Raw genomic sequence first — 20,677 nt, 5'->3', positions numbered from 1 at the left:
GCCGCCCGTGCGCCAGCGTTATTTAGCCTTGCTCAGTGTGTTTGCCAGCCTTCCCGCCATGGCGCTCACTTTCCAGACCCGTCTGGAGAGCATTGAGTGGACGGTCGAAGGCGACAAGTTCGAGTGCCGGCTGAGTCAGCCGGTCACCGATTTCGGCAGCGGCGAATTTGTGCGCCGGGCCGGCGAGCAGGCGATCTTCCGGCTCAAGTCCCATAACCCGATGCTCGGTGGTGGTTCGGCCATCCTGCTGGCGGCCGCCGCGCCTTGGCAGCCGGGACGGGGCGACATCAACCTGGGCTCGGTCAGGCTCGGCAGCGGCGATGTGCTGTTCAACAGCTCTCAGGTCCAGGCGGGCCGCTTGATCAGCGGGCTGATGGAAGGGCGCAGCCCGGTGGTACGGCGTAACACGGGGGACGGGCGGGTTTCGGAAGTCCGGCTGCTGCCCGTGCGCTTCAACAAGGCCTTCAGTGATTACCAGGGCTGCGTGGCAAAACTGTTGCCGAAGAATTTCGAGCAGGTGAAGCAATCCCAGATCGGCTTTCCCGGCGAAGGCGTTGAGCTCGATGCCCGGGCCAAGGCTCAGTTGCAGGTGATGATCGACTTCATCAAAGCCGACCCGACCGTCAACCATGTCGAACTCGACGGTCACTCCGACAATAGCGGCAATCGATTGACCAATCGTGAGCTGTCTCGTCGCCGTGCCCTGGCGGTCCAGGACTTCTTCAAGGCCAACGGCTTTCAAGAGTCGCAGATCACCGTGCGGTTCCACGGCGAACGTTACCCCCTGGTGCCCAACACCAGTGCCGCCAATCGCGCCAAGAACCGTCGTGTGGCCGTGCGCCTGGAGCGTGTGGCGGTGCCTGAAGCGCCGGCACCGCAGGCTACACCCGCCGCGCCCCCTGCCAAGGCTCCGACGCCGACCGCGACACCGGCCCAGCCCACTGCAGCCACCGCCGCGCGGACATCCTGACCCGAGAGGATCGTCGCGCGCTCGACATAATCTGTCGCTTCGTCGTCATAAGCTGTCGCGCCCCTGTAAATTATCCGCGCTGGACGTTAAACTTCCCGGCTTTCCGTACAACCCGTGGAGTGATGGCATGGCGGACGTAAACAAGGTCGTTCTGGCGTATTCCGGCGGCCTGGACACTTCGGTGATCCTCAAGTGGCTGCAGGACACTTATAACTGTGAAGTGGTGACCTTCACCGCTGACCTGGGGCAGGGCGAAGAAGTCGAGCCTGCACGCGCCAAGGCTCAGGCCATGGGCGTCAAAGAGATCTACATCGATGACCTGCGCGAAGAGTTCGTCCGTGACTTCGTGTTCCCGATGTTCCGCGCCAACACTGTTTACGAAGGCGAGTACCTGCTGGGTACCTCTATCGCCCGTCCGTTGATCGCCAAGCGCCTGATCGAAATCGCCAACGAAACCGGTGCCGACGCCATTTCCCACGGTGCCACCGGCAAGGGCAACGATCAGGTGCGTTTCGAACTCGGTGCCTATGCCCTCAAGCCCGGCGTGAAAGTCATCGCGCCGTGGCGCGAGTGGGACTTGCTGTCCCGTGAAAAGCTGATGGACTACGCCGAGAAGCACGCCATCCCGATCGAACGCCACGGCAAGAAGAAATCCCCGTACTCAATGGATGCCAACCTGCTGCACATCTCCTATGAAGGCGGCGTGCTGGAAGACACCTGGACCGAGCACGAAGAAGACATGTGGCGCTGGACCGTCTCCCCGGAGAAGGCTCCTGACACCCCGCAATACCTGGAGCTGACCTATCGCAACGGCGATATCGTCGCGCTGGACGGCGTGGAAATGAGCCCGGCCACCGTGCTGGCGACCCTGAACCGTATCGGTGGCGAACACGGCATCGGTCGTCTGGACATCGTCGAGAACCGTTATGTCGGCATGAAGTCCCGCGGCTGCTACGAGACCCCGGGCGGCACCATCATGCTGCGTGCTCACCGCGCGATCGAGTCGATCACCCTGGACCGCGAAGTGGCTCACCTCAAAGACGAGTTGATGCCCAAGTACGCCAGCCTGATCTACACCGGTTACTGGTGGAGTCCGGAGCGTCTGATGCTGCAACAGATGATCGATGCCTCCCAGGTCAACGTGAATGGCGTCGTGCGCCTGAAACTGTACAAGGGCAATGTCATCGTCACTGGGCGCAAGTCTGACGACTCCCTGTTCGATGCCAACATCGCGACTTTCGAAGAGGACGGTGGCGCTTACAACCAGGCCGACGCTGCTGGCTTCATCAAGCTCAACGCCCTGCGCATGCGCATCGCGGCGAACAAGGGTCGCAAGCTGTTCTGATCCTGGCTCCATGAAAACGGCCTGCCATGTGCAGGCCGTTTTTTTGGGGGACCCTTTCCCCTGTGCTGCTCATTCGTTGTGGCGCTGTTTTGCGCGTTTGGATCGATCGGCCTCGGCCAGGCCTTCCGGTGCCCGGGGGATAACCAAAATGAACAGTCGTCGCTGTTTTTTCTGTGGATGAACAGTGATCAGCCATCCTTTGCCCTTGGGCGCCCGGCGGGAAAACCGTGCGCGCCGACAGCTCGAATCATCCATGATTTTCATGAAGTGTTTGCTCTTGCGAAAATCCGAGGGCGAATATAACGAGCGATAGTTAAAGTTCAGGGTGATAAAAAAAAGAAATAATAGATAGAACGGAAAGCTGATCAGAAACCAAAGATAGTATTCACGGTCCTGATCGTCGAGGAAAGGCAGGGAGATGGCTGCCGAAGTCTCGGACAAAGTTGCGAATATAGCGATTAGCGTCATGGGGTTGGTGATGATTTTCGAAGGTTTGTTCATGGTGGATGCTCATAACATATTCAGGCTCGGTGATTGCATTAGGAAGGTGTGAGTAATTGATGAGTTCGCGGTTAAGGTATTGATCGTGGTGTTTCCTCATGAATAGGATTGAATAAATTTCGCTTATTCCTTATGTGAATTCAATTTTATTTAAATAAAACCTTTGTGGTTGTGTTGGTAAATAATTCAGTTACTTTTTATGAGGCGAGTGTTTTTTTGCTATTGGGGGACGGGGTGGATGCAGAAAAAAGCGCTTGTTTAGAGGGGCGCGGATCCCCTGATGCATCCATTTGCCTCTGTAAACAAATTTATGGCGCATTATTTCCAAGGGGATTTGTAGGATTTTTCTGTATCGCTTGTAGGTTGCGTCTCTCGGTGCGAGCGGTCAGGGGGGGCGGCATGCCAAGGTAGAATTGACTAGGCTATTGTGCGTGCTCTAAAAATTCGAACAGCGAAGTTGGATTTGCCCATGAATAAAGTGCTGATCGTGGATGATCATCCCGTCATTCGTCTTGCTGTACGTTTGCTAATGGAGCGTCATGGATATGAAGTTATTGCCGAAACCGATAATGGCGTCGATGCGTTGCAACTTTCCCGTGAACTTATGCCTGATATCGTTATTCTGGATATCGGCATTCCGAAACTGGATGGACTGGAGGTCATCGCACGCCTGACCGCCAACCCTTCACCTTTGAAAGTTCTGGTGCTGACTTCCCAGGCACCTGGGCATTTTTCGATGCGCTGCATGCAGACGGGGGCAGCCGGTTATGTGTGCAAGCAGCAGGACCTCACCGAGTTACTCAGTGCAATCAAGGCGGTGCTGTCGGGGTACAGTTATTTCCCCAATCAGGCGCTGCATACGGTGCGTTCGAGTCTGGGTAACGCAAGCGAGTCCGATATGGTCGATCGACTGTCCGGGCGAGAGATGATGGTCTTGCAGCAACTGGCTCGCGGAAAGACCAACAAGGAAATTGCCGATGGGATGTTCTTGAGCAACAAGACCGTCAGTACATACAAGACACGCTTGTTGTTGAAGCTCAATGCCCGCTCGCTGGTTGATCTGATCGAACTGGCGCAGCGTAACGGGTTAGTGTGAGTTTTTCCGGCCGCGCGTACTCAGTAAAAAGCCTCCATTCGGGAGGCTTTTACGTGTCAGAGGTCAAAGTCGTAATCGGCCAGTTGTTTCTGCAAGCGGCGCTCTTCCAGCAGATTATCAATCGTGCGACGTTTGCTCAGATTGGTTTTCGCTGTTTCGACGACCACAGGTTCCACATCGTCGGCCTCAACGGCGATGAAATCGTCTTCTACATCCAGTTGTTCTTTGTCAGCACTCATGGGATCGACTCCAGGCTTAAACTGCCATTGGCGCTCCTTATATCGATAAACCACGGGCGGGTAAAAAAGATTTTTTCAATCGACAAATCAATAAAAGCAATAGCGCCTCAATCGTCGGAGGTCTTGTGCTTGTATTCGCATAAGTCCTCGATCCGGCAGCTGCCACAGCGGGGCTTGCGCGCCAGGCAGACGTAACGTCCGTGAAGGATGAGCCAGTGATGGGAATCGAGTAGAAATTCCTTGGGTACGAATTTCATCAGCTTTTTCTCCACCTCCACCACGTTTTTGCCCGGCGCCAGCCCGGTGCGGTTGCTGACGCGGAAAATGTGAGTGTCGACGGCCATGGTCAGTTGGCGAAATGCGGTGTTGAGCACCACATTGGCGGTTTTGCGACCGACCCCTGGAAGCGCTTCCAGCGCTTCGCGAGTCTGTGGGACTTCGCCGTTGTGGCGCTCGATCAGCAGGCGGCATGTCTCGATCACGTTTTTTGCCTTGCTGTTGAACAGGCCGATGGTCTTGATGTACTCGGACAGCCCTTCGACACCCAGCGCGTGAATCGCCTGCGGCGTGTTGGCCACCGGGAACAGCTTGGCCGTGGCCTTGTTGACGCCGACGTCGGTGGATTGGGCCGACAGAATCACCGCGATCAACAGTTCGAACGGCGAGCTGTAGGCCAGTTCGGTCTTCGGTTCCGGGTTGTCTTCGTGCAAGCGACGGAATATTTCCAGGCGTTTTGCGGCGTTCATGGGCGCGGCGTTTCCTCGATCGTTGAAGGGGGGCTGGCGCCCGTCCAGGCCTGGTGCGCTGCCAGCAACAGACCGAGCAGAATAAACCCGCCAGGGGCGAGCAAGGCCAGTGATATTGCGTTGCCAATCAGCTCGCGCAGGGCGCCCAAGCCGATCATCAGCAGGCCGAACACGCCTGCCAGCCTGAGATGTTCGGGCAGGCGTGAGCCGACGAAGATGTCGTCATGCTCCAGCGCCACGCAGCTCAAAGCGATCCAGCCAATGTAAAGGCTCAGCGGCTGATACATTTCCAGCATCCAGGCCTGCGCCACCAGGCCTGCGCAAGCCGTCAGGGTGGCGGCCAGCACAATGGAGGCGAGCAGTCGCTGAGGCGCTGTCAGGTGGGACCGTACCAGCCCCATGGCCAAGCCATGGCCGGCACTGATCAGTACCCAGGCCAGCCATAAGCCCAGCGCGTTTGCCAGCGAATCGCTGGCGCCGACCAAGGGCACGAGCAGCAGGCCGCGGGTCAGGAGCAATGGCTTATTCATCAATGATCACTCCGGTCAGTTGAGCCTGATGCTCGTCGAAGTAACGCAGTGCATCGTGAACAGCCTGCAGGACTGATCGGGACGTGACGGTCGCGCCGGCCAGTTGATCGAACTGCCCCTGATCCTTTTTCAACGCCCAGCCGCTGTCGGTGGGAGCCTGGAGCGACTTACCGTTGAAGGATTGCAGCCAGGGATTTGGCCAGTCAGCGATGGCCGCGCCCAGGCCGGGCGTTTCCGACTGGCGCAGGGTTTTCACGCCCAGCAACCGCCCTTGCGGGTCGATAGCGACCAGCAGTTGGATGCTGCCTTCATAGCCCAGGGCCTGACTGCGTAACAACACTGCGCTGGGCAGGCCGGCGCGAGTGGCCAGGTATCCGCCCAGCAGCGTGCTATGGGCCAAGGTCACCGGGGTCGTTACGACAGGTTGTGCCAACGGCTGATTGTCGTATCGGTCGGTCGGCAGCACGTCGAGCAAGGTTCGGTTCGCAAGGTCTTGTTGCTGACCCTTGATGCGCCCTGCGGTGCTGAGCTGAGTCAGGTAAGTGGCCCCAATGCCGAGACCGATCAGCAAAGCCAGGATGGCAACGCCACGGTAGTTTTTCATAGGGGCTGCGGCCTGTGTCGCGCCTCGGCGAAGCGCTCCAGTGCGGGCACGCCGAGGTTCATCAGCAGCACCGCAAACGCCACGCCGTCCGGGTAACCACCCCAAGTCCGGATCAGGTAAGTCAGCAGTCCCACGCCTGCGCCAAACAGCAGGCGAGCGAGGGGCGCTTTGGCGCCCGAGACCGGTTCGGTCACGATAAAAAACGCACCGAGCAGGGTCGCACCCGTGAGCAGATGAAACAACGGCGAGCCATTGGAGTCGGAGCCCGATCCGTTCCAGCACAACAAGCTGATGATGAACAGGCCGGCGAGCATGCCCACCGGCGCGTGCCAGCTGAACACCCGTTGGTGCAGCAGGAACAGTCCTCCGGCCAGAAACGCCAGGTTGACCCACTCGACGCCGCGCCCACCCCAGCGTCCGAACGCCGGGTTGGCGGCGAACAGCTCATCGATGGTCAGGCTTTTGTTGATTCGCAGGCTGTCCAGGGCCGTTGCTGCTGCCCATCCATCAGGCCCAGGGTGAACCGCGAACACCTGTTGCAGGCCGTCGGACAGGCTCATGCCGTGAAGTGCCGGCCATTGATTGAGTTGCTGGGGAAACGCGATCAGCACCAGGGCGTAGCCGAGCATCGCCGGGTTGAACGGGTTATTGCCGACGCCGCCCCACAGGTGCTTGCCGAACAGCAAGGCGCAAGCCGTGGCTGTGACGGTCAGCCACCAGGGGCAATAGGCCGGCAAGGCCAGCGCCAACAGCGTGGCGCTTACCAGCGCGCTGCCATCGTTGAGTGCCGGTTTGAGCGGTCGGCGCCGTAAGCGCAGCGCCAGTGCTTCGACGGCCAGTGCGCTAAGGCCCGCCAGCAACAGGTTGAACACCACGCCCCAGCCATAAAACCACGTCAACGCCAGAATGCCGGGCAGTGTCGCCAGTAGCACCCGCAGCATCGCCTGCCGCAGCCGTTCGTCCATGGGCTCAGGGAGCGACATGAGCATCCACCTGGCGTTCGGCGTCTTTCACCGCTTGCTCCAGGGGCTCTATTTGTTCATCCGACGCCCCTGCGGCCCTGGCCTTGCTGAGTTCGGCGCGACGCATGGCCAATTGGATCTTGGCCCGTTTCAGCTCGGCACTTTGAGGGGGGGCGGGGGTTGAAACAGTGGGCTGGACCGTCCCTTCCAATTGCGTCAAGGTTTGTTGCGCCGCTTCGAACTGGCGCTGTAGCACGATCAATTGCGACTGTTGTTCGAAGGTCGGCGGGTGGCCGAATGCTTTCAAGGATTTGTTCAACTGCGCCCGGCTCATGGCCAGGTCGACCTTGGCTTTTTTCAAGGCCGCATCGGCGTTGGCGGCTTTTTGCGCCCGTACCCGCTCCAGTGCCGCTTGCACGGGGTCGACGGACTGGGTTTGGGGCTGTGAGGCGCGCTGTGTACGGGCCAGACGCTCGGCGAGACGCTGCTCCTCTTCGCGGCGCAGACGTGCGTTGCGCTGTTCGAAGCGCCGCCGGGCATGGTCGCGCTTGGCGGTGCGCGCTTGCTGCTCTTCGACGCTGAAGGCCAAGCCACCGACCACCGGCACCACGGTTGCCGTGGGCAATGGGTGCATTTCGATGCAGTCGACCGGGCAGGGCGCCACGCATAGATCGCAGCCTGTGCATTCGTCGACCAGGACGGTGTGCATCAACTTCGCCGCACCGACAATCGCGTCTACCGGGCAGGCCTGGATGCACTTGGTGCAGCCGATGCATTCGGCTTCGCGAATAAAGGCGATCTGCGCCGGGGCTGAACCACGGCTGGTATCGAGCTCAAGCACAGGCACTTTCATCAGCTCGGCCAAGGCGGCGATGGTTTCACGGCCACCGGGCGGACACTTGTTGATCGGTTCGCCCTGGGCGATGCCTTCGGCGTAGGGCTTGCACCCGGGGTGGCCGCACTTGCCGCATTGGGTCTGCGGCAGCAGGGCGTCGATACGTTGAATCAGACTCATGCTTTGACCAGCCCGCGCAATCCAAGAAATGCCACCGCCATGAGCCCTGCGCCGATCAACTGGATCGGCAGACCACGAAAGGGTCTGGGGATATCGTTATCGAAGGTGCGCTGACGCAAATCATCGAACAGGCTCAACACCAGCCAGAAACCCAGGCCGGCGCCCAGGCTCGCGGCGACGGTGAGGCCCAGGCCGTGGTCATTCCGGCTGTTGATCAGCGTGATGCCCAGTATGCCGGCATTGCCCAGCAGCAGTGGCCACAAACCATCGAACGGCAGCGTCGGCAGCCAGCGCCCCAGCCAGTGCAGCAACGGTGCAATCAGCAACACACTCAAGGACAGCCATGCCAACAGGCGCAGCGAGGTCAGATTGGCCGGAACCAGCAGCCAGCGATCGATCAGATAACCCAAGGTGCCGACCATCAGCATCAGGCATGTCGTCGCCAGGCCCAGGGCGTGGACTTGCCTTCTTCCATTGGCCGCCAGCAGCGGATTGACGCCCAGCGGCCAATGCAACACAAGGTTGTTGATCAGGGCGGCGCTGAACAGTGTAAGAACGATTTCGGTCATGGGCGTGCTGGAACGAGAACCTGTCGTTAGAGGTTAGGCATTATCCGGCACACCGTCAGGGTGGGCCAGATATGAAAATCCCACAGTCGCCTGCCGGCGACTGTGGGATCGGTACCGCGCGTGGTCGCGTTATTTGATCCGCTGACCCGGCTTGGCGCCGCTATCGGGGCTCAGCAGGTAGATTTCTTCACCGCCGGGACCTGCCGCCATCACCATGCCTTCGGAGATGCCGAAACGCATTTTGCGCGGCTTGAGGTTGGCGATCATCATCGTCAGCCGGCCTTCGAGCTTGGCCGGGTCCGGATAGGCGCTCTTGATGCCGGAGAACACGTTGCGCTGCTCATCACCGATGTCCAGCGTCAGGCGCAGTAGCTTGTCGGCGCCTTCCACGGCTTCAGCCTTGACGATCAGGGCTACGCGCAGGTCGATGGCGGCAAAGGCGTCGAAATCGATCTCCGGCGACAACGGGTCCTTGGTCAGCTCGCCATTGCCGGCCGGGGCACCGGTGTCGGTCTGGCTGGCGGCCAGGTCTTCTTTCGAGGCGTCGGTCATGGCTTGCACCTTGGTGGCGTCGATGCGAGTCATCAGCGGCTTGAACTCGTTCAGTTGATGGTTGCTCAGCAGCGTCTGGTGATCGTCCCAGGTCAGCGGTGCGACGTTCAGGAAAGCTTCGGCATCGGCGGCCAGCAACGGCAGCACCGGCTTGAGGAAGATCACCAGTTGGCGGAACAGATTGATACCCAGGGCGCAGATCGCCTGGACTTCGTCCTGCTTGCCTTCCTGTTTGTTCAGTGACCACGGCGCCTTGTCGGCGATCCAGGCATTGGCGCGGTCGGCCAGGGCCATGATCTCGCGCATCGCCCGGGCAAAGTCACGGGCCTCGTAGGCTTCGGCGATGCTCGGGGCCGCCGCCAGAAAGGCCTCGGTCAGCTCCGGCGCGGCGTTACCGGCTACCAGTACACCGGCGTTGCCTTTGTGGATGAAGCCGGCGCAACGGCTGGCGATGTTGACTACCTTGCCCACCAGGTCGGAGTTGACCTTCTGCACGAAGTCTTCAAGGTTCAGGTCCAGGTCGTCCACGCCACGGCCGAGCTTGGCCGCGTAGTAGTAGCGCAGGTATTCCGGCGACAGATGGTCCAGGTAGGTCCGGGCCTTGATGAAGGTGCCGCGGGACTTGGACATTTTCTGTCCGTTGACGGTCAGGTAGCCGTGGACGTTGATACCGGTCGGTTTACGGAAACCGGCGCCTTCGAGCATGGCGGGCCAGAACAGCGCGTGGAAGTTCACGATGTCCTTGCCGATGAAGTGATACACCTCGGCCGTGGAGTCCTTGCCCCAGAACGCGTCGAAGTCCAGCTCCGGCGTGCGGTCGCAAAGGTTCTTGAAACTCGCCATGTAGCCGATGGGCGCGTCCAGCCATACGTAGAAATACTTGCCGGGCTCGCCGGGGATTTCGAAGCCGAAGTACGGCGCATCGCGGGAAATGTCCCACTCTTGCAGGCCGGAGTCGAGCCATTCGGCGAGCTTATTGGCCACCGCGTCGTGCAACGTGCCGCTGCGGGTCCAGGTTTGCAGCATCTCTTGGAAGTCCGGCAGCTTGAAGAAGAAGTGCTGGGAGTCCTTGAGCACTGGCGTCGCCCCGGAAATCGCCGATTTCGGGTCCTTCAGGTCGGTCGGTGCGTAGGTGGCGCCGCATTTTTCGCAGTTATCGCCGTACTGGTCCTCGGTGCCACATTTCGGGCAAGTGCCTTTGATGAAGCGGTCGGCCAGGAACATTTTCTTTTCCGGGTCGAAATACTGGGTGATCGAACGGGTCGCGATGTGCCCGGCGTCACGCAGCTTCAGGTAGATCTGGCTCGACAGCTCACGGTTTTCTTCGGCGTGAGTGGAGTGGAAGTTGTCGAAGTCCACCAGGAAATCGGCAAAGTCGGCGCTGTGTTCGGCCTGGACGTTGGCGATCAGTTGCTCCGGGGTGATGCCTTCCTTTTCCGCGCGCAGCATGATGGCCGAACCGTGGGCGTCGTCGGCGCAGACATAGATGCACTGGTTGCCGCGATGTTTCTGGAAGCGCGTCCACATATCGGTCTGGATGTATTCCAGCATATGGCCGAGGTGAATCGAACCATTGGCATAGGGCAGGGCGCTGGTGACGAGGATCTTGCGTGGCTCGGACATGGGGCTCGGCTACTTGATGAAACGGAGGTCGGCCACTATAAAGCGCTGGGAAATATATTTCACCCCACTGGCCTGTTTCCGGATGCATTGCTGGGGGCGGTATGGACACAACCTGTGGCGAGGGGATTTATCCCCGCTGGACTGCGCAGCAGTCCAAAATAGAGCACTCTGACACACTGTAGCAGCAGGTTTTAGGGCCGCTGCGCGCCCTAACGGGGATAAATCCCCTCGCCACAAAGGTGTTCGCGCGACAGTAATCAAGTCGCCACGCGGCAGCGTGGGGCGTAGGATAGCGGCCTGTTTTTCAAGTCTTGCTATCGGAGTTGCCCATGAGCGCCGTCAATCGCGCAGCGGTGGAAGCCGTTCTTCGCCAGTACACCGACCCTTACCTGAATCAGGACCCGGTCAGCGCCGGATGCGTGCGCACCATCGACATCCAGGGCGATCGCGTCAGCGTCCAGCTGGAAATCGGCTACGCCGCCGATCTGTTCAAGAGCGGTTGGGCGCAAATGCTGCAAATGGCGATCGAGTCCCTGGACGGTGTAGCCAGCGCCAAAGTCGACGTCACCAGCGTGATCGCTGCCCACAAGGCCCAGGCGCAAGTGCCGGGGCTGGCGAACGTCAAGAACGTGATCGCCGTGGCCTCGGGCAAGGGCGGCGTGGGTAAGTCCACCACCGCCGCCAACCTGGCCCTGGCCCTGGCCCGTGAAGGCGCGAAGGTCGGGATTCTCGACGCGGACATATACGGCCCGAGTCAGGGCATCATGTTCGGCGTTGCCGAGGGCACCCGGCCGCAGGTCAAGGACCAGAAATGGTTCGTTCCGATCCAGTCCCATGGCGTGGAAGTCATGTCCATGGCCTTCCTGACCGATGACAACACGCCGATGGTCTGGCGCGGGCCGATGGTTTCCGGCGCCTTGCTGCAACTGGTGACGCAGACCGCCTGGGGCGATCTGGATTACCTGGTGATCGACATGCCGCCAGGCACCGGGGATATCCAACTGACCCTGGCGCAGAAAGTCCCGGTGGCCGGTGCGGTGATCGTCACCACGCCGCAGGATCTGGCCCTGCTGGACGCCCGCAAGGGTGTGGAGATGTTCCGCAAAGTGAACATCCCGGTACTGGGTGTGGTGGAAAACATGGCCGTGCACATCTGCTCGAACTGCGGACATGCCGAGCATCTGTTCGGTGAAGGCGGCGGAGAAAAACTGGCGAGCCAGTACGGCGTCGAACTGCTGGCCTCGCTGCCGCTGTCGATGCTGATTCGCGAGCAGGCTGACGGCGGCAAACCCACGGTCATTGCCGAGCCGGACAGCCAGATCGCCATGGTCTATCAGGAACTGGCTCGCCACGTCGGCGCGCGGATCGTGCTGCAAGAGGCTGCGTCACCGGCGATGCCGAACATCACCATGAGCGACGATTGAATAAGCCGTAACACAATCCATTGTGGGAGCGAGCCTGCTCGCGATAGCGGTGTATCAGTCACATCAAAGTTGACTGACCCGGCGCCATCGCGAGCAGGCTCGCTCCCACAGTGGTTGTGTGCAGGTTTTTAGATCCGCAACCCGCCATCCATCTCCAGGATCCGGCCGGTGTAATAGTCGTTCTCGAAGATGTACGCCGCCGAATGGGCGATCTCCTCGGGTTTGCCCATGCGCTTGAGCGGGATGCCAGAGGTCATTTTTTCCAGGGCTTCGGGTTTCATGCCCAGGGTCATTTCGGTTTCGATGAAGCCCGGCGCGATGCCGGCGACACGGATACCGTAGCGTGCCAGCTCTTTGGCCCAGGTCACGGTGGCGGCCGCCACGCCGGCCTTGGCCGCCGAATAGTTGGTCTGGCCGACGTTGCCGGCGCGCGAGATCGACGAAATGTTGATGATCGCGCCGCTGTTCTTCAGCTCGACCATTTTCGCTGCCACTTCGCGGGTACACAGGAAGACACCCGTTAGGTTGACGTCAATCACCGCCTGCCACTGGGCCAGGCTCATTTTGCTCATTTCGCCGTCCTTGACCTTGAGCAGCAAGCCGTCGCGCAGGATCCCGGCGTTGTTGATCAAGCCGTGGATCGCGCCGAAGTCCTCGGCGACCCGGGCGACCATGTCGCTCACTTGCTCCTCATTGGCGACGTTGCACAGATAAGCCCGGGCCTCGACACCCTTGGCCACGCAGGCGGCAACCGCCTGGTCGAGTTTTTCCTGATTGAGGTCCACCAGGGCGAGCTTGGCGCCTTTGCCGGCGAAATACTCGGCCATGGAGCGGCCCAGACCCTGGCAACCGCCGGTGATAATGATTACTTTGTCGGTGAGTTGCATTGGCATGTCCAGATTGCAGAGCGGTTGGAGGATGTCCTTTTACTGGCCTCTCGATCTGCGACGGCGTAGCCCGGTTGCACACGAGAACTGCCTAAAGGCGCGCTGGTACTTTGCTCCAGTCGCCTGACCGTTTCCAGACGGATTTGATCAAAGGAGTCATAAATTGAGCGTTGAAGCTGCCAAGCATGCACGAGAATTGCTGCTCAAGGAATACCGTGGAGTGCTCTCCACCCATTCCAAATCCATGCCCGGTTTCCCGTTCGGCTCCGTGGTGCCATATTGCCTGGACGACCAAGGCCGTCCACTGATCCTGATCAGCCGTATCGCCCAACACACCCACAACCTGCAAAAAGACCCCAAGTGTTCAATGCTCGTAGGTGAGCGGGGGGCCGAGGATGTGCAGGCCGTAGGGCGCCTGACTTATCTGGCCGAGGCGCGCAAGCTGGAAGACAACCTCGCCATCGACGCCGCCGCTGAGCGTTACTACCGTTATTTCCCGGAGTCGCAGAACTACCACAAGGCCCATGACTTCGATTTCTGGGTGCTCAACCCGGTGCGTCATCGTTACATCGGTGGCTTTGGGGCCATTCACTGGATCGACCAGATCACCCTGGCCAACCCCTTCGCCGGCAAGGCCGAAGCCAGCATGATCGACCACATGAATGCCGACCATGCCAAGGCCATCGCGCATTACGTCGAGCTGGCCGGTCTGCCCGCCACCGAACCTGCGCTACTGGCCGGTATCGACAGCGAAGGCATGCACTTGCGGATCGGTCAGGCCCTTTACTGGCTGGCGTTTCCAGCGCCTTGCAATACGCCGACACAAGTGCGCGAAGCCTTGGTTTATCTGGCTCAAGCCGAGCAATGGCCAAAAAATGCTGAGGCTGACGCTTGAATTCACGAAAGGGCGACGTCATTTAGGGTTTGATAGCAAGGCATTCTTGCGTTGAGGAACCTTTTGATGCGCCCTTTTTTGTTGCTCTTTCTGCTGTTCCCGGTGTTGGAGCTGTTCGTATTCGTCAAGGTCAGCGGGGCGATCGGGTTTTTCCCGGCGCTGCTGCTGGTCATTCTCGGCTCGATGCTCGGCGTGTTCGTGCTGCGCATCGCCGGCCTCGCCACGGCTCTGCGTGCCCGTGAAAGCCTGAACCGTGGCGAGCTGCCTGCCCAGACCATGCTCGAAGGCCTGATGCTGGCCTTGGGTGGCGGTCTGTTGATCCTGCCTGGCTTCATCAGCGATGTGCTGGGCCTGGTCATGCTGCTGCCGTTCACCCGTCGGTTGCTGGCCAATAAAATGCGCCAGCGTGCCGAAGAACAGGCGATTCGCCAGCGAGCCTTCGCCGACGACCTTCAGCCCCGTGGCGGGCCGCCTCCACGAGAACCTGTGGGCCGCGAACCGGATGTGATCGAAGGCGAGTTCGAGCACCGCGATACCAAGTAAAACCAGCGACACGGCACCTTCGGGTGCCGTGTTCGTTTTCGGCTTCGTGAAGTAAAAAATTTTCTACCCGACCCTTGAAATCGGCTTGTACGCCCTTATGTATGGGTCACCGCAAGGTTTCCGGTGGCGACACTGGACAGACTTCCGCGGTTCGCTTGACGAACCGCATCCGGCTCCGCCGGCTTTTGTTAAACCCGCCGGGACTACACCGGCCGATGAAAACCAAAATTAGGAGAGATCGACAATGAAGCTTCGTCCTCTGCATGACCGCGTCGTCATCCGTCGCAGCGAAGAAGAGAAGAAAACCGCTGGCGGTATCGTCCTGCCAGGTTCGGCTGCTGAAAAAGCCAACCACGGTGAAGTTCTCGCTGTAGGCCCAGGCAAGGCTCTGGAAAACGGTGAAGTACGTGCGCTGGCCGTGAAAGTGGGTGACAAGGTTGTGTTCGGCCCTTACTCCGGCAGCAACACAGTGAAAGTCGACGGCGAAGACCTGCTGGTGATGAGCGAGAACGAAATCCTCGCTGTCCTGGAAGACTGATTCCCCCGCTCATTTTCCCGTTACTACAAAGTATTTAAGGAATATCGATCATGGCTGCTAAAGAAGTTAAATTCGGCGATTCCGCCCGCAAGAAAATGCTCGCCGGTGTCAACGTCCTGGCTGACGCAGTAAAAGCGACCCTGGGCCCTAAAGGCCGTAACGTGATCATCGAGAAGAGCTTCGGCGCTCCGACCATCACCAAGGACGGCGTTTCCGTAGCCAAGGAAATCGAGCTCAAAGACCGCTTTGAAAACATGGGCGCGCAACTGGTCAAAGACGTTGCCTCCCGTGCCAACGATGATGCTGGTGACGGCACCACCACCGCGACCGTACTGGCTCAATCGATCGTCAACGAAGGCCTCAAGGCTGTCGCTGCCGGCATGAACCCGATGGACCTCAAGCGCGGCATCGACAAGGCGACCATCGCCATCGTCAAAGAGCTTAAAGCCCTGTCCAAGCCATGCGCTGATACCAAGGCTATCGCTCAGGTCGGCACCATCTCGGCCAACTCCGACAACTCCATCGGCGACATCATTGCCGAAGCCATGGAAAAAGTCGGTAAAGAAGGCGTGATCACCGTTGAAGAAGGCTCGGGCCTGGAAAACGAACTGTCGGTTGTTGAAGGCATGCAGTTCGACCGTGGCTACCTGTCGCCGTACTTCGTCAACAAGCCGGACACCATGGTTGCCGAGCTTGAGAGCCCGCTGATCCTGCTGGTCGACAAGAAAATCTCCAACATCCGCGAAATGCTGCCAGTGCTGGAAGCCGTTGCCAAAGCCGGCCGCCCACTGCTGATCGTGGCTGAAGACGTTGAAGGCGAAGCCCTGGCGACTCTGGTTGTGAACAACATGCGCGGTATCGTTAAAGTCGCTGCCGTCAAGGCACCTGGCTTCGGCGACCGTCGCAAGGCCATGCTGCAGGACATCGCCGTACTGACCGGCGGTACCGTTATCTCCGAAGAGATCGGCCTGAGCCTGGAAAGCACCACCCTGGAGCACCTGGGTAACGCCAAGCGCGTAATCCTGTCCAAGGAAAACACCACCGTGATCGACGGTGCTGGCGTCGAGGCTGATATCCAGGCTCGCGTTACTCAGATCCGCGCACAAGTGGCCGACACTTCGTCCGACTACGACCGTGAAAAACTGCAAGAGCGTCTGGCCAAGCTGTCGGGCGGCGTTGCAGTGATCAAGGTTGGCGCCGGTTCCGAAGTTGAAATGAAAGAGAAGAAAGCCCGCGTTGAAGACGCCCTGCACGCAACCCGCGCAGCCGTCGAAGAAGGCGTGGTACCTGGCGGCGGCGTGGCACTGGTTCGTGCCCTGCAAGCCATCAGCGAGCTCAAAGGCGATAACGATGACCAGAACGTGGGCATCCAGTTGCTGCGTCGCGCTGTTGAAGCACCGCTGCGCCAGATCGTTGCCAACTCCGGTGACGAGCCAAGCGTTGTGGTCGACAAGGTCAAGCAGGGTTCGGGTAACTACGGTTACAACGCTGCGACCGGCGAATACGGCGACATGATCGAAATGGGTATCCTGGACCCAGCCAAAGTGACTCGTTCGGCTCTGCAAGCGGCTTCGTCGATTGCCAGCCTGATGATCACCACCGAGGCGATGATCGCTGAAATCAAGGAAGACGCTCCAGCTGGCGGCGGTATGCCAGACATGGGCGGCATGGGTGGCATGGGCGGCATGATGTAAGCCAGCCTTACCCCTGTACTGAAAAACCCCGTCTGCGAAAGCAGGCGGGGTTTTTTAATGCCTCGGGTTTACCCCGCTCATTGAATTTGCACCAATCCCTGTGGGAGCGAGCCTGCTCGCGATAGCGGTGTAACAGTCACCCTCAATGTTGCTGATCCGACGCTATCGCGAGCAGGCTCGCTCCCACATTCAGATTGGTGTTCAAGCATTGACGGGTTGGGTTGTCGCCGCTCGCTTCGCTGTAGAGGCCGGCCGGTACAGCACGTAGTAATAACACCCCAGGCAAATCAGCCAACAGAACACCGCTGTCCACGCATTGTGGGAAAAGAAATGCGCCCCTTGCATCATGCGGCTCACGGAGAACAGCGTTCCCAGGGAGGCAGCGAATATGAAGGCCAGGCGGGCCAGGCGAGGGCGGCGGTCGCGCAGTACGAAGAACAACGCGAACAGCGTAAACCCGGTGGCAGCGTGACCACCGGGCCAGCATCGGCCGGGTTTGTCAGTTGCCGGGCGTGGGCTCAGCAGTTCGCTGTAGGTTTGCTTGCCTCCGAACTCCTTCAGGCTCCAGGGGCATTGCACTGCCGTTACGGCTTTCATCGGCGTGACGAATGAAGTAGCCAGCGCCAGGGAGAGCACCAGGCAGCCCAGTTCGCGTTTGAACGGTTTGAGTCGGGTGAGGAAGAACGTGCAGATGAACCCGAGAATCGACAGCACAGAAAACGCGATGACCACCTGTTTGGCCCGGTCATGCAGAATGTCTTCCAGAAAAAAACTGTGCCGACCGATGAACCCGTCGACTGGGTCGTAGAACAGCCTGGCCAGATCCATGTCCAGCGTGGTCAGTTCCAGCAGCACCAGGATCACCGCGATTGCAGCGGGCAGGCCCAGGGCGACCCGGAAATTCAGCGGCCTGGAGACGGGACGGGTGGTGGTGGAAACCATGGCAGTACCTTTGGTGGAGTGTTCTTGAGCAGCGCGTTGCGCGCAGTCTGGTCCGGGCACTGTGGGCGAGGCGTGAATGCCGGGTGAAAAACTCGTCAATGTCCAGGCAATCCACGCGCGACCCTTGCAGGAGCGGGCTTGCTCGCTACGACCGCCGATACAACCCTAGCCGTGATTCACACTTGGCCTTAAGCTGCGCGGGCCACGATGACCGTCCACGTGCGCAGAGGAGATGCCCATGCGAATTCTGTTGGTTGAAGACAACCGTGACATCCTGGCCAATCTGGCCGATTACCTGGGGCTCAAAGGCTATACCGTCGATTGTGCCCAGGATGGTTTGTCGGGGTTACACCTGGCCGCGACCGAGCACTATGACCTGATCGTGCTCGACATCATGCTGCCGGGCATCGACGGCTACACCTTGTGCAAGCGCCTGCGCGAGGACGCCCGACGTGATACACCGGTGATCATGCTCACCGCCCGGGATCAACTGGACGATCGCCTGCAAGGGTTCAAGTCCGGCGCCGATGATTATCTGGTCAAACCTTTTGCCTTGTCGGAGCTGGCGGCGCGGATCGAAGCGGTCATGCGTCGTGCCCAGGGCGGCGGGCGGCGCGCTTTGCAGGTCGGTGACCTGAGTTACGACCTCGATACCCTGGAAGTCACCCGCGAAGGCAAACTGCTGAAGCTCAACCCTGTAGGCCTGAAGCTGCTGGCGGTCTTGATGCAGAAAAGCCCCCACGTGCTGCGCCGGGAAATCCTCGAAGAAGCCTTGTGGGGCGATGATTGCCCGGACAGCGACAGTCTGCGCAGCCATGTTCACCAATTACGTCAGGTGATCGACAAACCGTTCGACAAACCGCTGTTGCACACCGTGCATGGCGTGGGTTATCGCCTGGCCGAGGGCCGAGATGGAGTTTAAGCAGAGCCTTGCCCAACGGATCATCATCGCCTTTGCGCTGATGAGCGCGTTGGTCGCCGGTGCATTCGCCATGGGCATCGTGGCGACGGTTCACTTGGTGGAAGAAAGGCTGATTTCCGCCGGGCTTGGGGGGGACCTGCAACGCCTGCTGCTGATGGACAGCGTTTCGGACTGGAGTCATCGTCCGGAACCCGACCAGTTGTTCTATTTCAGTGGCGGCCCGGGTGACTTCGATTTGCCCAAGGATCTGCGTCACCTGGATCGCGGTTTCCACGAGGTCTTTCGCGCGCAATTGTCGTATCACGCCATGGTCGAGATTGTTGACGGTCGACACTACGTGCTACTGCAGGACCAGAGCGATTTCGAAGAGCGCGAACGGGTGCTGTTCGCCGTGGTGCTGGTGGGCTTCGTGCTCAGCCTGGCGCTGGCGGTGTTCCTGGGTTGGGTCCTGGCTCGCCGGGTGATGGCGCCGGTCGTGCGTCTGGCCCGGCAAGTGCGCCATCGCGACCAGCTCCTCGGGCTGGCCCCGCCGCTGGCCCCTGACTATGCCGCCGATGAAGTGGGTGAGCTGGCCGTGGCGTTCGACGCTACGCTGGGGCGACTGCGCCAGGCCCTGACGCGTGAGCGGTTGTTCACCAGCGACGTAAGCCATGAGTTACGCACGCCGTTGATGGTCCTGGCCAGCTCCTGTGAGCTGTTGCTGGAGAACCCGGCCCTGGATCAGCGCGGTCGCAAACAGGTCGAGCGGATCAGTCGGGCCAGTGAAGAAATGCGCGAGCTGGTGCAAACCTTCCTGATGCTCGCCAGGACCCAGCGCGAAGACAGCGGCATGTCGCCCCGGTTGACGCTAGGGCAGGTGGCCGAGGACCTCGTTGGGCTGTGGCGTGCGCCGATCGAAGCCAAGGGCCTGACCCTGATCTTCGAGCCGGGGCAAACCGCCGACACCCCGTATAACGCCACGTTCCTGACCGCCGTCATGGGTAACTTGCTGCGCAACGCCTTGCACTACACCGATCAGGGCTTCATTCGCCTCACGCTGTCCGCGACCGGCTTCGTGGTCGAGGACAGTGGCGTGGGCATTCCCGAAGAAAAACGCGAGGCGATGTTCGAACCGTTCGTGCGAGGTAACGAAAAGCGCGGCGAAGGACTTGGGTTGGGGCTTTCATTGGTCCAGCGGATTTGCGAGAACCAGGGCTGGACCGTGAGCCTCAGCACCATGGAGCCCAATGGCTGTCATTTTGAGGTTGAATTGCATCCTCGTAGCTGAGCGCTCTGCTCAAGATTGCCTGTTGGAAATATCTTGAAAACCGTCGAGTGCTTGCATGATGAAGTTTTCACAAAGGGATGACTTGGCGTGCACATGTCCATCCCTAACGTGGGAGCCATTACCTCATGGAGGCTCTCGCCAATGTCCAACCCTATCAAGCTCGACTTTTCCGAAAAATATGACGAACAGCACGCTCATCAATACCTGAATAAACATCAGGCTGGCCTGAGTCGGCGTCTTTCCCACCGCCGTGATGAACAACTGGCACGCATGGCTTTGGCGTTGGCAGGTGATCCTGGCCTGGTGCTGGACTTGCCGTGTGGTGCCGGGCGTTTATGGTCTGTTCTGGCCGAAAAACCGAACCGGGTGATCATCGGTGCGGACAATTCCGAAGCCATGCTCAAGACTGCGTTGAACGCTCAACCCGCCGATGTCGTAAAACGGGTACAACCCTTGCACGCTTCTGCGTTCGACATTGCCTTGCCTGATAACGCCGTCGACAGCATTTTTTGCATGCGCCTGCTCCACCACATCGGTGAACCTGCGCATCGACTGGCGATTCTGCGGGAATTCGAACGTGTCACTCGTGATAGCGTGATCGTTTCATTGTGGGTCGATGGAAATTTCAAGGCCTGGAGACGTAAGCGTCTGGAGCACACGCGTGGGCAGAAAGGCTACCAGAATCGATTTGTGTTACCGGCCGCTACAGTCGAGGGTGAATTTCGACAGGCTGGTTTCCGCATTCAGGAACGACTGGACTTCCTGCCGCTCTATGCCATGTGGCGAGTTTATGTATTACGCAAGAGGTAACAG

21 protein-coding genes and 1 pseudogene are annotated in these 20,677 nt (G+C 59.7%); 11 read left to right on the top strand and 11 right to left on the bottom strand.

The annotated features are described in order from the left end of the window. The first annotated feature begins 7 nt into the window (after nt 1-7). Nucleotides 8-970 carry an OmpA family protein gene (locus PSH91_RS20665; RefSeq protein WP_047227015.1) on the top strand — a complete coding sequence of 321 codons (963 nt, stop codon included), beginning with the start codon at nt 8-10 and terminating at the stop codon, nt 968-970. Nucleotides 971-1,097: 127 nt separating this feature from the next. Continuing rightward, nucleotides 1,098-2,315: an argininosuccinate synthase gene (locus tag PSH91_RS20660; RefSeq protein WP_024779511.1), complete on the top strand. Its 1,218-nt coding sequence runs from the start codon at nt 1,098-1,100 to the stop codon at nt 2,313-2,315. A gap of 243 nt (nt 2,316-2,558) precedes the next feature. Here PSH91_RS20660 and PSH91_RS20655 read toward each other — a convergent pair. Continuing rightward, nucleotides 2,559-2,816 (bottom strand): annotated as a pseudogene (locus PSH91_RS20655) (hypothetical protein); the annotation flags it as partial. Nucleotides 2,817-3,285: 469 nt separating this feature from the next. Between PSH91_RS20655 and PSH91_RS20650 the strand changes: the two are divergent. Next, nucleotides 3,286-3,912: a response regulator transcription factor gene (locus PSH91_RS20650; protein WP_047227014.1), complete on the top strand. Its 627-nt coding sequence runs from the start codon at nt 3,286-3,288 to the stop codon at nt 3,910-3,912. 56 nt (nt 3,913-3,968) lie between these two features. Here PSH91_RS20650 and PSH91_RS20645 read toward each other — a convergent pair whose 3' ends face one another. From PSH91_RS20645 to metG, 8 genes are all read right to left on the bottom strand, one after another. Next, complete coding sequence (locus PSH91_RS20645) at nt 3,969-4,151, bottom strand: PA3496 family putative envelope integrity protein (protein WP_047227013.1); 183 nt, start codon at nt 4,149-4,151, stop codon at nt 3,969-3,971. A 107-nt stretch (nt 4,152-4,258) separates the two neighbouring features. Further along, nucleotides 4,259-4,897, bottom strand: a complete 639-nt coding sequence (gene nth / locus PSH91_RS20640) for an endonuclease III (RefSeq protein ID WP_047227012.1) — start codon at nt 4,895-4,897, stop codon at nt 4,259-4,261. Then, nucleotides 4,894-5,427, bottom strand: a complete 534-nt coding sequence (locus tag PSH91_RS20635; RefSeq protein ID WP_047227011.1) for an Rnf-Nqr domain containing protein — start codon at nt 5,425-5,427, stop codon at nt 4,894-4,896. The genes nth and PSH91_RS20635 overlap by 4 nt, the downstream gene beginning before the upstream one ends. Continuing rightward, on the bottom strand, nt 5,420-6,031 hold the full coding sequence (locus PSH91_RS20630) for an RnfABCDGE type electron transport complex subunit G (protein WP_173406632.1): 612 nt from the start codon (nt 6,029-6,031) through the stop codon (nt 5,420-5,422). Before PSH91_RS20630 ends, PSH91_RS20635 begins: the two co-directional genes overlap by 8 nt. Then, nucleotides 6,028-7,014, bottom strand: a complete 987-nt coding sequence (locus PSH91_RS20625; protein ID WP_173406633.1) for an RnfABCDGE type electron transport complex subunit D — start codon at nt 7,012-7,014, stop codon at nt 6,028-6,030. The genes PSH91_RS20630 and PSH91_RS20625 overlap by 4 nt, the downstream gene beginning before the upstream one ends. Continuing rightward, nucleotides 7,001-8,008, bottom strand: a complete 1,008-nt coding sequence (gene rsxB / locus PSH91_RS20620) for an electron transport complex subunit RsxB (RefSeq protein ID WP_076383712.1) — start codon at nt 8,006-8,008, stop codon at nt 7,001-7,003. The genes PSH91_RS20625 and rsxB overlap by 14 nt, the downstream gene beginning before the upstream one ends. Continuing rightward, the gene (locus tag PSH91_RS20615; protein ID WP_076383713.1) at nt 8,005-8,577 is read right to left on the bottom strand and encodes an Rnf-Nqr domain containing protein; all 573 of its coding nucleotides are present in this window, start codon (nt 8,575-8,577) and stop codon (nt 8,005-8,007) included. The genes rsxB and PSH91_RS20615 overlap by 4 nt, the downstream gene beginning before the upstream one ends. A 129-nt stretch (nt 8,578-8,706) precedes the next feature. Continuing rightward, nucleotides 8,707-10,752 (bottom strand): methionine--tRNA ligase, encoded by a 2,046-nt coding sequence (metG, locus tag PSH91_RS20610; protein ID WP_047227006.1) that lies wholly within the window; start codon nt 10,750-10,752, stop codon nt 8,707-8,709. A 329-nt stretch (nt 10,753-11,081) separates the two neighbouring features. On the opposite strand from metG, the gene apbC reads away from it, so the two are divergent. Further along, on the top strand, nt 11,082-12,176 hold the full coding sequence (gene apbC, locus PSH91_RS20605; RefSeq protein ID WP_047227005.1) for an iron-sulfur cluster carrier protein ApbC: 1,095 nt from the start codon (nt 11,082-11,084) through the stop codon (nt 12,174-12,176). A 128-nt stretch (nt 12,177-12,304) separates the two neighbouring features. Here the strand turns inward: apbC and PSH91_RS20600 are convergent, their stop codons facing one another. Continuing rightward, nucleotides 12,305-13,063 (bottom strand): SDR family oxidoreductase, encoded by a 759-nt coding sequence (locus PSH91_RS20600; protein WP_047227004.1) that lies wholly within the window; start codon nt 13,061-13,063, stop codon nt 12,305-12,307. Between the two features lie 163 nt (nt 13,064-13,226). On the opposite strand from PSH91_RS20600, the gene PSH91_RS20595 reads away from it, so the two are divergent. From PSH91_RS20595 to groL, 4 genes are all read left to right on the top strand, one after another. Further along, nucleotides 13,227-13,958, top strand: a complete 732-nt coding sequence (locus PSH91_RS20595; RefSeq protein WP_305466626.1) for a HugZ family protein — start codon at nt 13,227-13,229, stop codon at nt 13,956-13,958. Between the two features lie 66 nt (nt 13,959-14,024). Then, complete coding sequence (locus tag PSH91_RS20590; RefSeq protein WP_047227002.1) at nt 14,025-14,501, top strand: FxsA family protein; 477 nt, start codon at nt 14,025-14,027, stop codon at nt 14,499-14,501. Between the two features lie 244 nt (nt 14,502-14,745). Further along, a complete protein-coding gene (locus PSH91_RS20585) occupies nt 14,746-15,039 on the top strand; it encodes a co-chaperone GroES (protein WP_047227001.1) in 294 nt (97 codons plus the stop codon). A 50-nt stretch (nt 15,040-15,089) separates the two neighbouring features. Beyond that, nucleotides 15,090-16,733, top strand: a complete 1,644-nt coding sequence (gene groL, locus PSH91_RS20580) for a chaperonin GroEL (protein ID WP_047227000.1) — start codon at nt 15,090-15,092, stop codon at nt 16,731-16,733. Between the two features lie 201 nt (nt 16,734-16,934). On the opposite strand, the gene PSH91_RS20575 is transcribed toward groL, so the two are convergent. Next, nucleotides 16,935-17,675 carry a phosphatase PAP2 family protein gene (locus PSH91_RS20575; RefSeq protein ID WP_274089925.1) on the bottom strand — a complete coding sequence of 247 codons (741 nt, stop codon included), beginning with the start codon at nt 17,673-17,675 and terminating at the stop codon, nt 16,935-16,937. Between the two features lie 238 nt (nt 17,676-17,913). Here PSH91_RS20575 and colR point away from each other — a divergent pair, with 238 nt between their 5' ends. The 3 genes from colR to PSH91_RS20560 all read left to right on the top strand — a co-directional run bounded on the left by colR (nt 17,914) and on the right by PSH91_RS20560 (nt 20,674). Beyond that, a complete protein-coding gene (gene colR, locus PSH91_RS20570; protein ID WP_047226998.1) occupies nt 17,914-18,597 on the top strand; it encodes a two-component system response regulator ColR in 684 nt (227 codons plus the stop codon). Next, nucleotides 18,587-19,864, top strand: a complete 1,278-nt coding sequence (locus tag PSH91_RS20565; RefSeq protein WP_047226997.1) for a HAMP domain-containing sensor histidine kinase — start codon at nt 18,587-18,589, stop codon at nt 19,862-19,864. The genes colR and PSH91_RS20565 overlap by 11 nt, the downstream gene beginning before the upstream one ends. Before the next feature lie 141 nt (nt 19,865-20,005). Then, complete coding sequence (locus PSH91_RS20560) at nt 20,006-20,674, top strand: class I SAM-dependent methyltransferase (RefSeq protein WP_076383716.1); 669 nt, start codon at nt 20,006-20,008, stop codon at nt 20,672-20,674. The last annotated feature ends 3 nt before the right edge of the window (nt 20,675-20,677 follow it).

Origin of the sequence: Pseudomonas sp. FP1154, from assembly GCF_030687245.1 — a bacterium.
In the GTDB taxonomy this organism is placed as follows: Bacteria; Pseudomonadota; Gammaproteobacteria; order Pseudomonadales; family Pseudomonadaceae; genus Aquipseudomonas; species Aquipseudomonas rhizophila.
Note: the sequence above shows the minus strand (reverse complement) of the source record. Positions and strands in the feature narration are given on the sequence as shown.

Coding starts and splice junctions, on each gene's coding strand:
- PSH91_RS20625 (WP_173406633.1), bottom strand. CDS start 7,014: ATGTCGCTCCCTGAGCCCATGGACGAACGGCTGCGGCAGGCGATGCTG.
- PSH91_RS20615 (WP_076383713.1), bottom strand. CDS start 8,577: ATGACCGAAATCGTTCTTACACTGTTCAGCGCCGCCCTGATCAACAAC.
- PSH91_RS20565 (WP_047226997.1), top strand. CDS start 18,587: ATGGAGTTTAAGCAGAGCCTTGCCCAACGGATCATCATCGCCTTTGCG.
- PSH91_RS20575 (WP_274089925.1), bottom strand. CDS start 17,675: ATGGTTTCCACCACCACCCGTCCCGTCTCCAGGCCGCTGAATTTCCGG.
- nth (WP_047227012.1), bottom strand. CDS start 4,897: ATGAACGCCGCAAAACGCCTGGAAATATTCCGTCGCTTGCACGAAGAC.
- rsxB (WP_076383712.1), bottom strand. CDS start 8,008: ATGAGTCTGATTCAACGTATCGACGCCCTGCTGCCGCAGACCCAATGC.
- PSH91_RS20645 (WP_047227013.1), bottom strand. CDS start 4,151: ATGAGTGCTGACAAAGAACAACTGGATGTAGAAGACGATTTCATCGCC.
- groL (WP_047227000.1), top strand. CDS start 15,090: ATGGCTGCTAAAGAAGTTAAATTCGGCGATTCCGCCCGCAAGAAAATG.
- PSH91_RS20635 (WP_047227011.1), bottom strand. CDS start 5,427: ATGAATAAGCCATTGCTCCTGACCCGCGGCCTGCTGCTCGTGCCCTTG.
- PSH91_RS20560 (WP_076383716.1), top strand. CDS start 20,006: ATGTCCAACCCTATCAAGCTCGACTTTTCCGAAAAATATGACGAACAG.
- metG (WP_047227006.1), bottom strand. CDS start 10,752: ATGTCCGAGCCACGCAAGATCCTCGTCACCAGCGCCCTGCCCTATGCC.
- PSH91_RS20585 (WP_047227001.1), top strand. CDS start 14,746: ATGAAGCTTCGTCCTCTGCATGACCGCGTCGTCATCCGTCGCAGCGAA.
- PSH91_RS20650 (WP_047227014.1), top strand. CDS start 3,286: ATGAATAAAGTGCTGATCGTGGATGATCATCCCGTCATTCGTCTTGCT.
- PSH91_RS20590 (WP_047227002.1), top strand. CDS start 14,025: ATGCGCCCTTTTTTGTTGCTCTTTCTGCTGTTCCCGGTGTTGGAGCTG.
- PSH91_RS20660 (WP_024779511.1), top strand. CDS start 1,098: ATGGCGGACGTAAACAAGGTCGTTCTGGCGTATTCCGGCGGCCTGGAC.
- PSH91_RS20600 (WP_047227004.1), bottom strand. CDS start 13,063: ATGCAACTCACCGACAAAGTAATCATTATCACCGGCGGTTGCCAGGGT.
- apbC (WP_047227005.1), top strand. CDS start 11,082: ATGAGCGCCGTCAATCGCGCAGCGGTGGAAGCCGTTCTTCGCCAGTAC.
- colR (WP_047226998.1), top strand. CDS start 17,914: ATGCGAATTCTGTTGGTTGAAGACAACCGTGACATCCTGGCCAATCTG.
- PSH91_RS20630 (WP_173406632.1), bottom strand. CDS start 6,031: ATGAAAAACTACCGTGGCGTTGCCATCCTGGCTTTGCTGATCGGTCTC.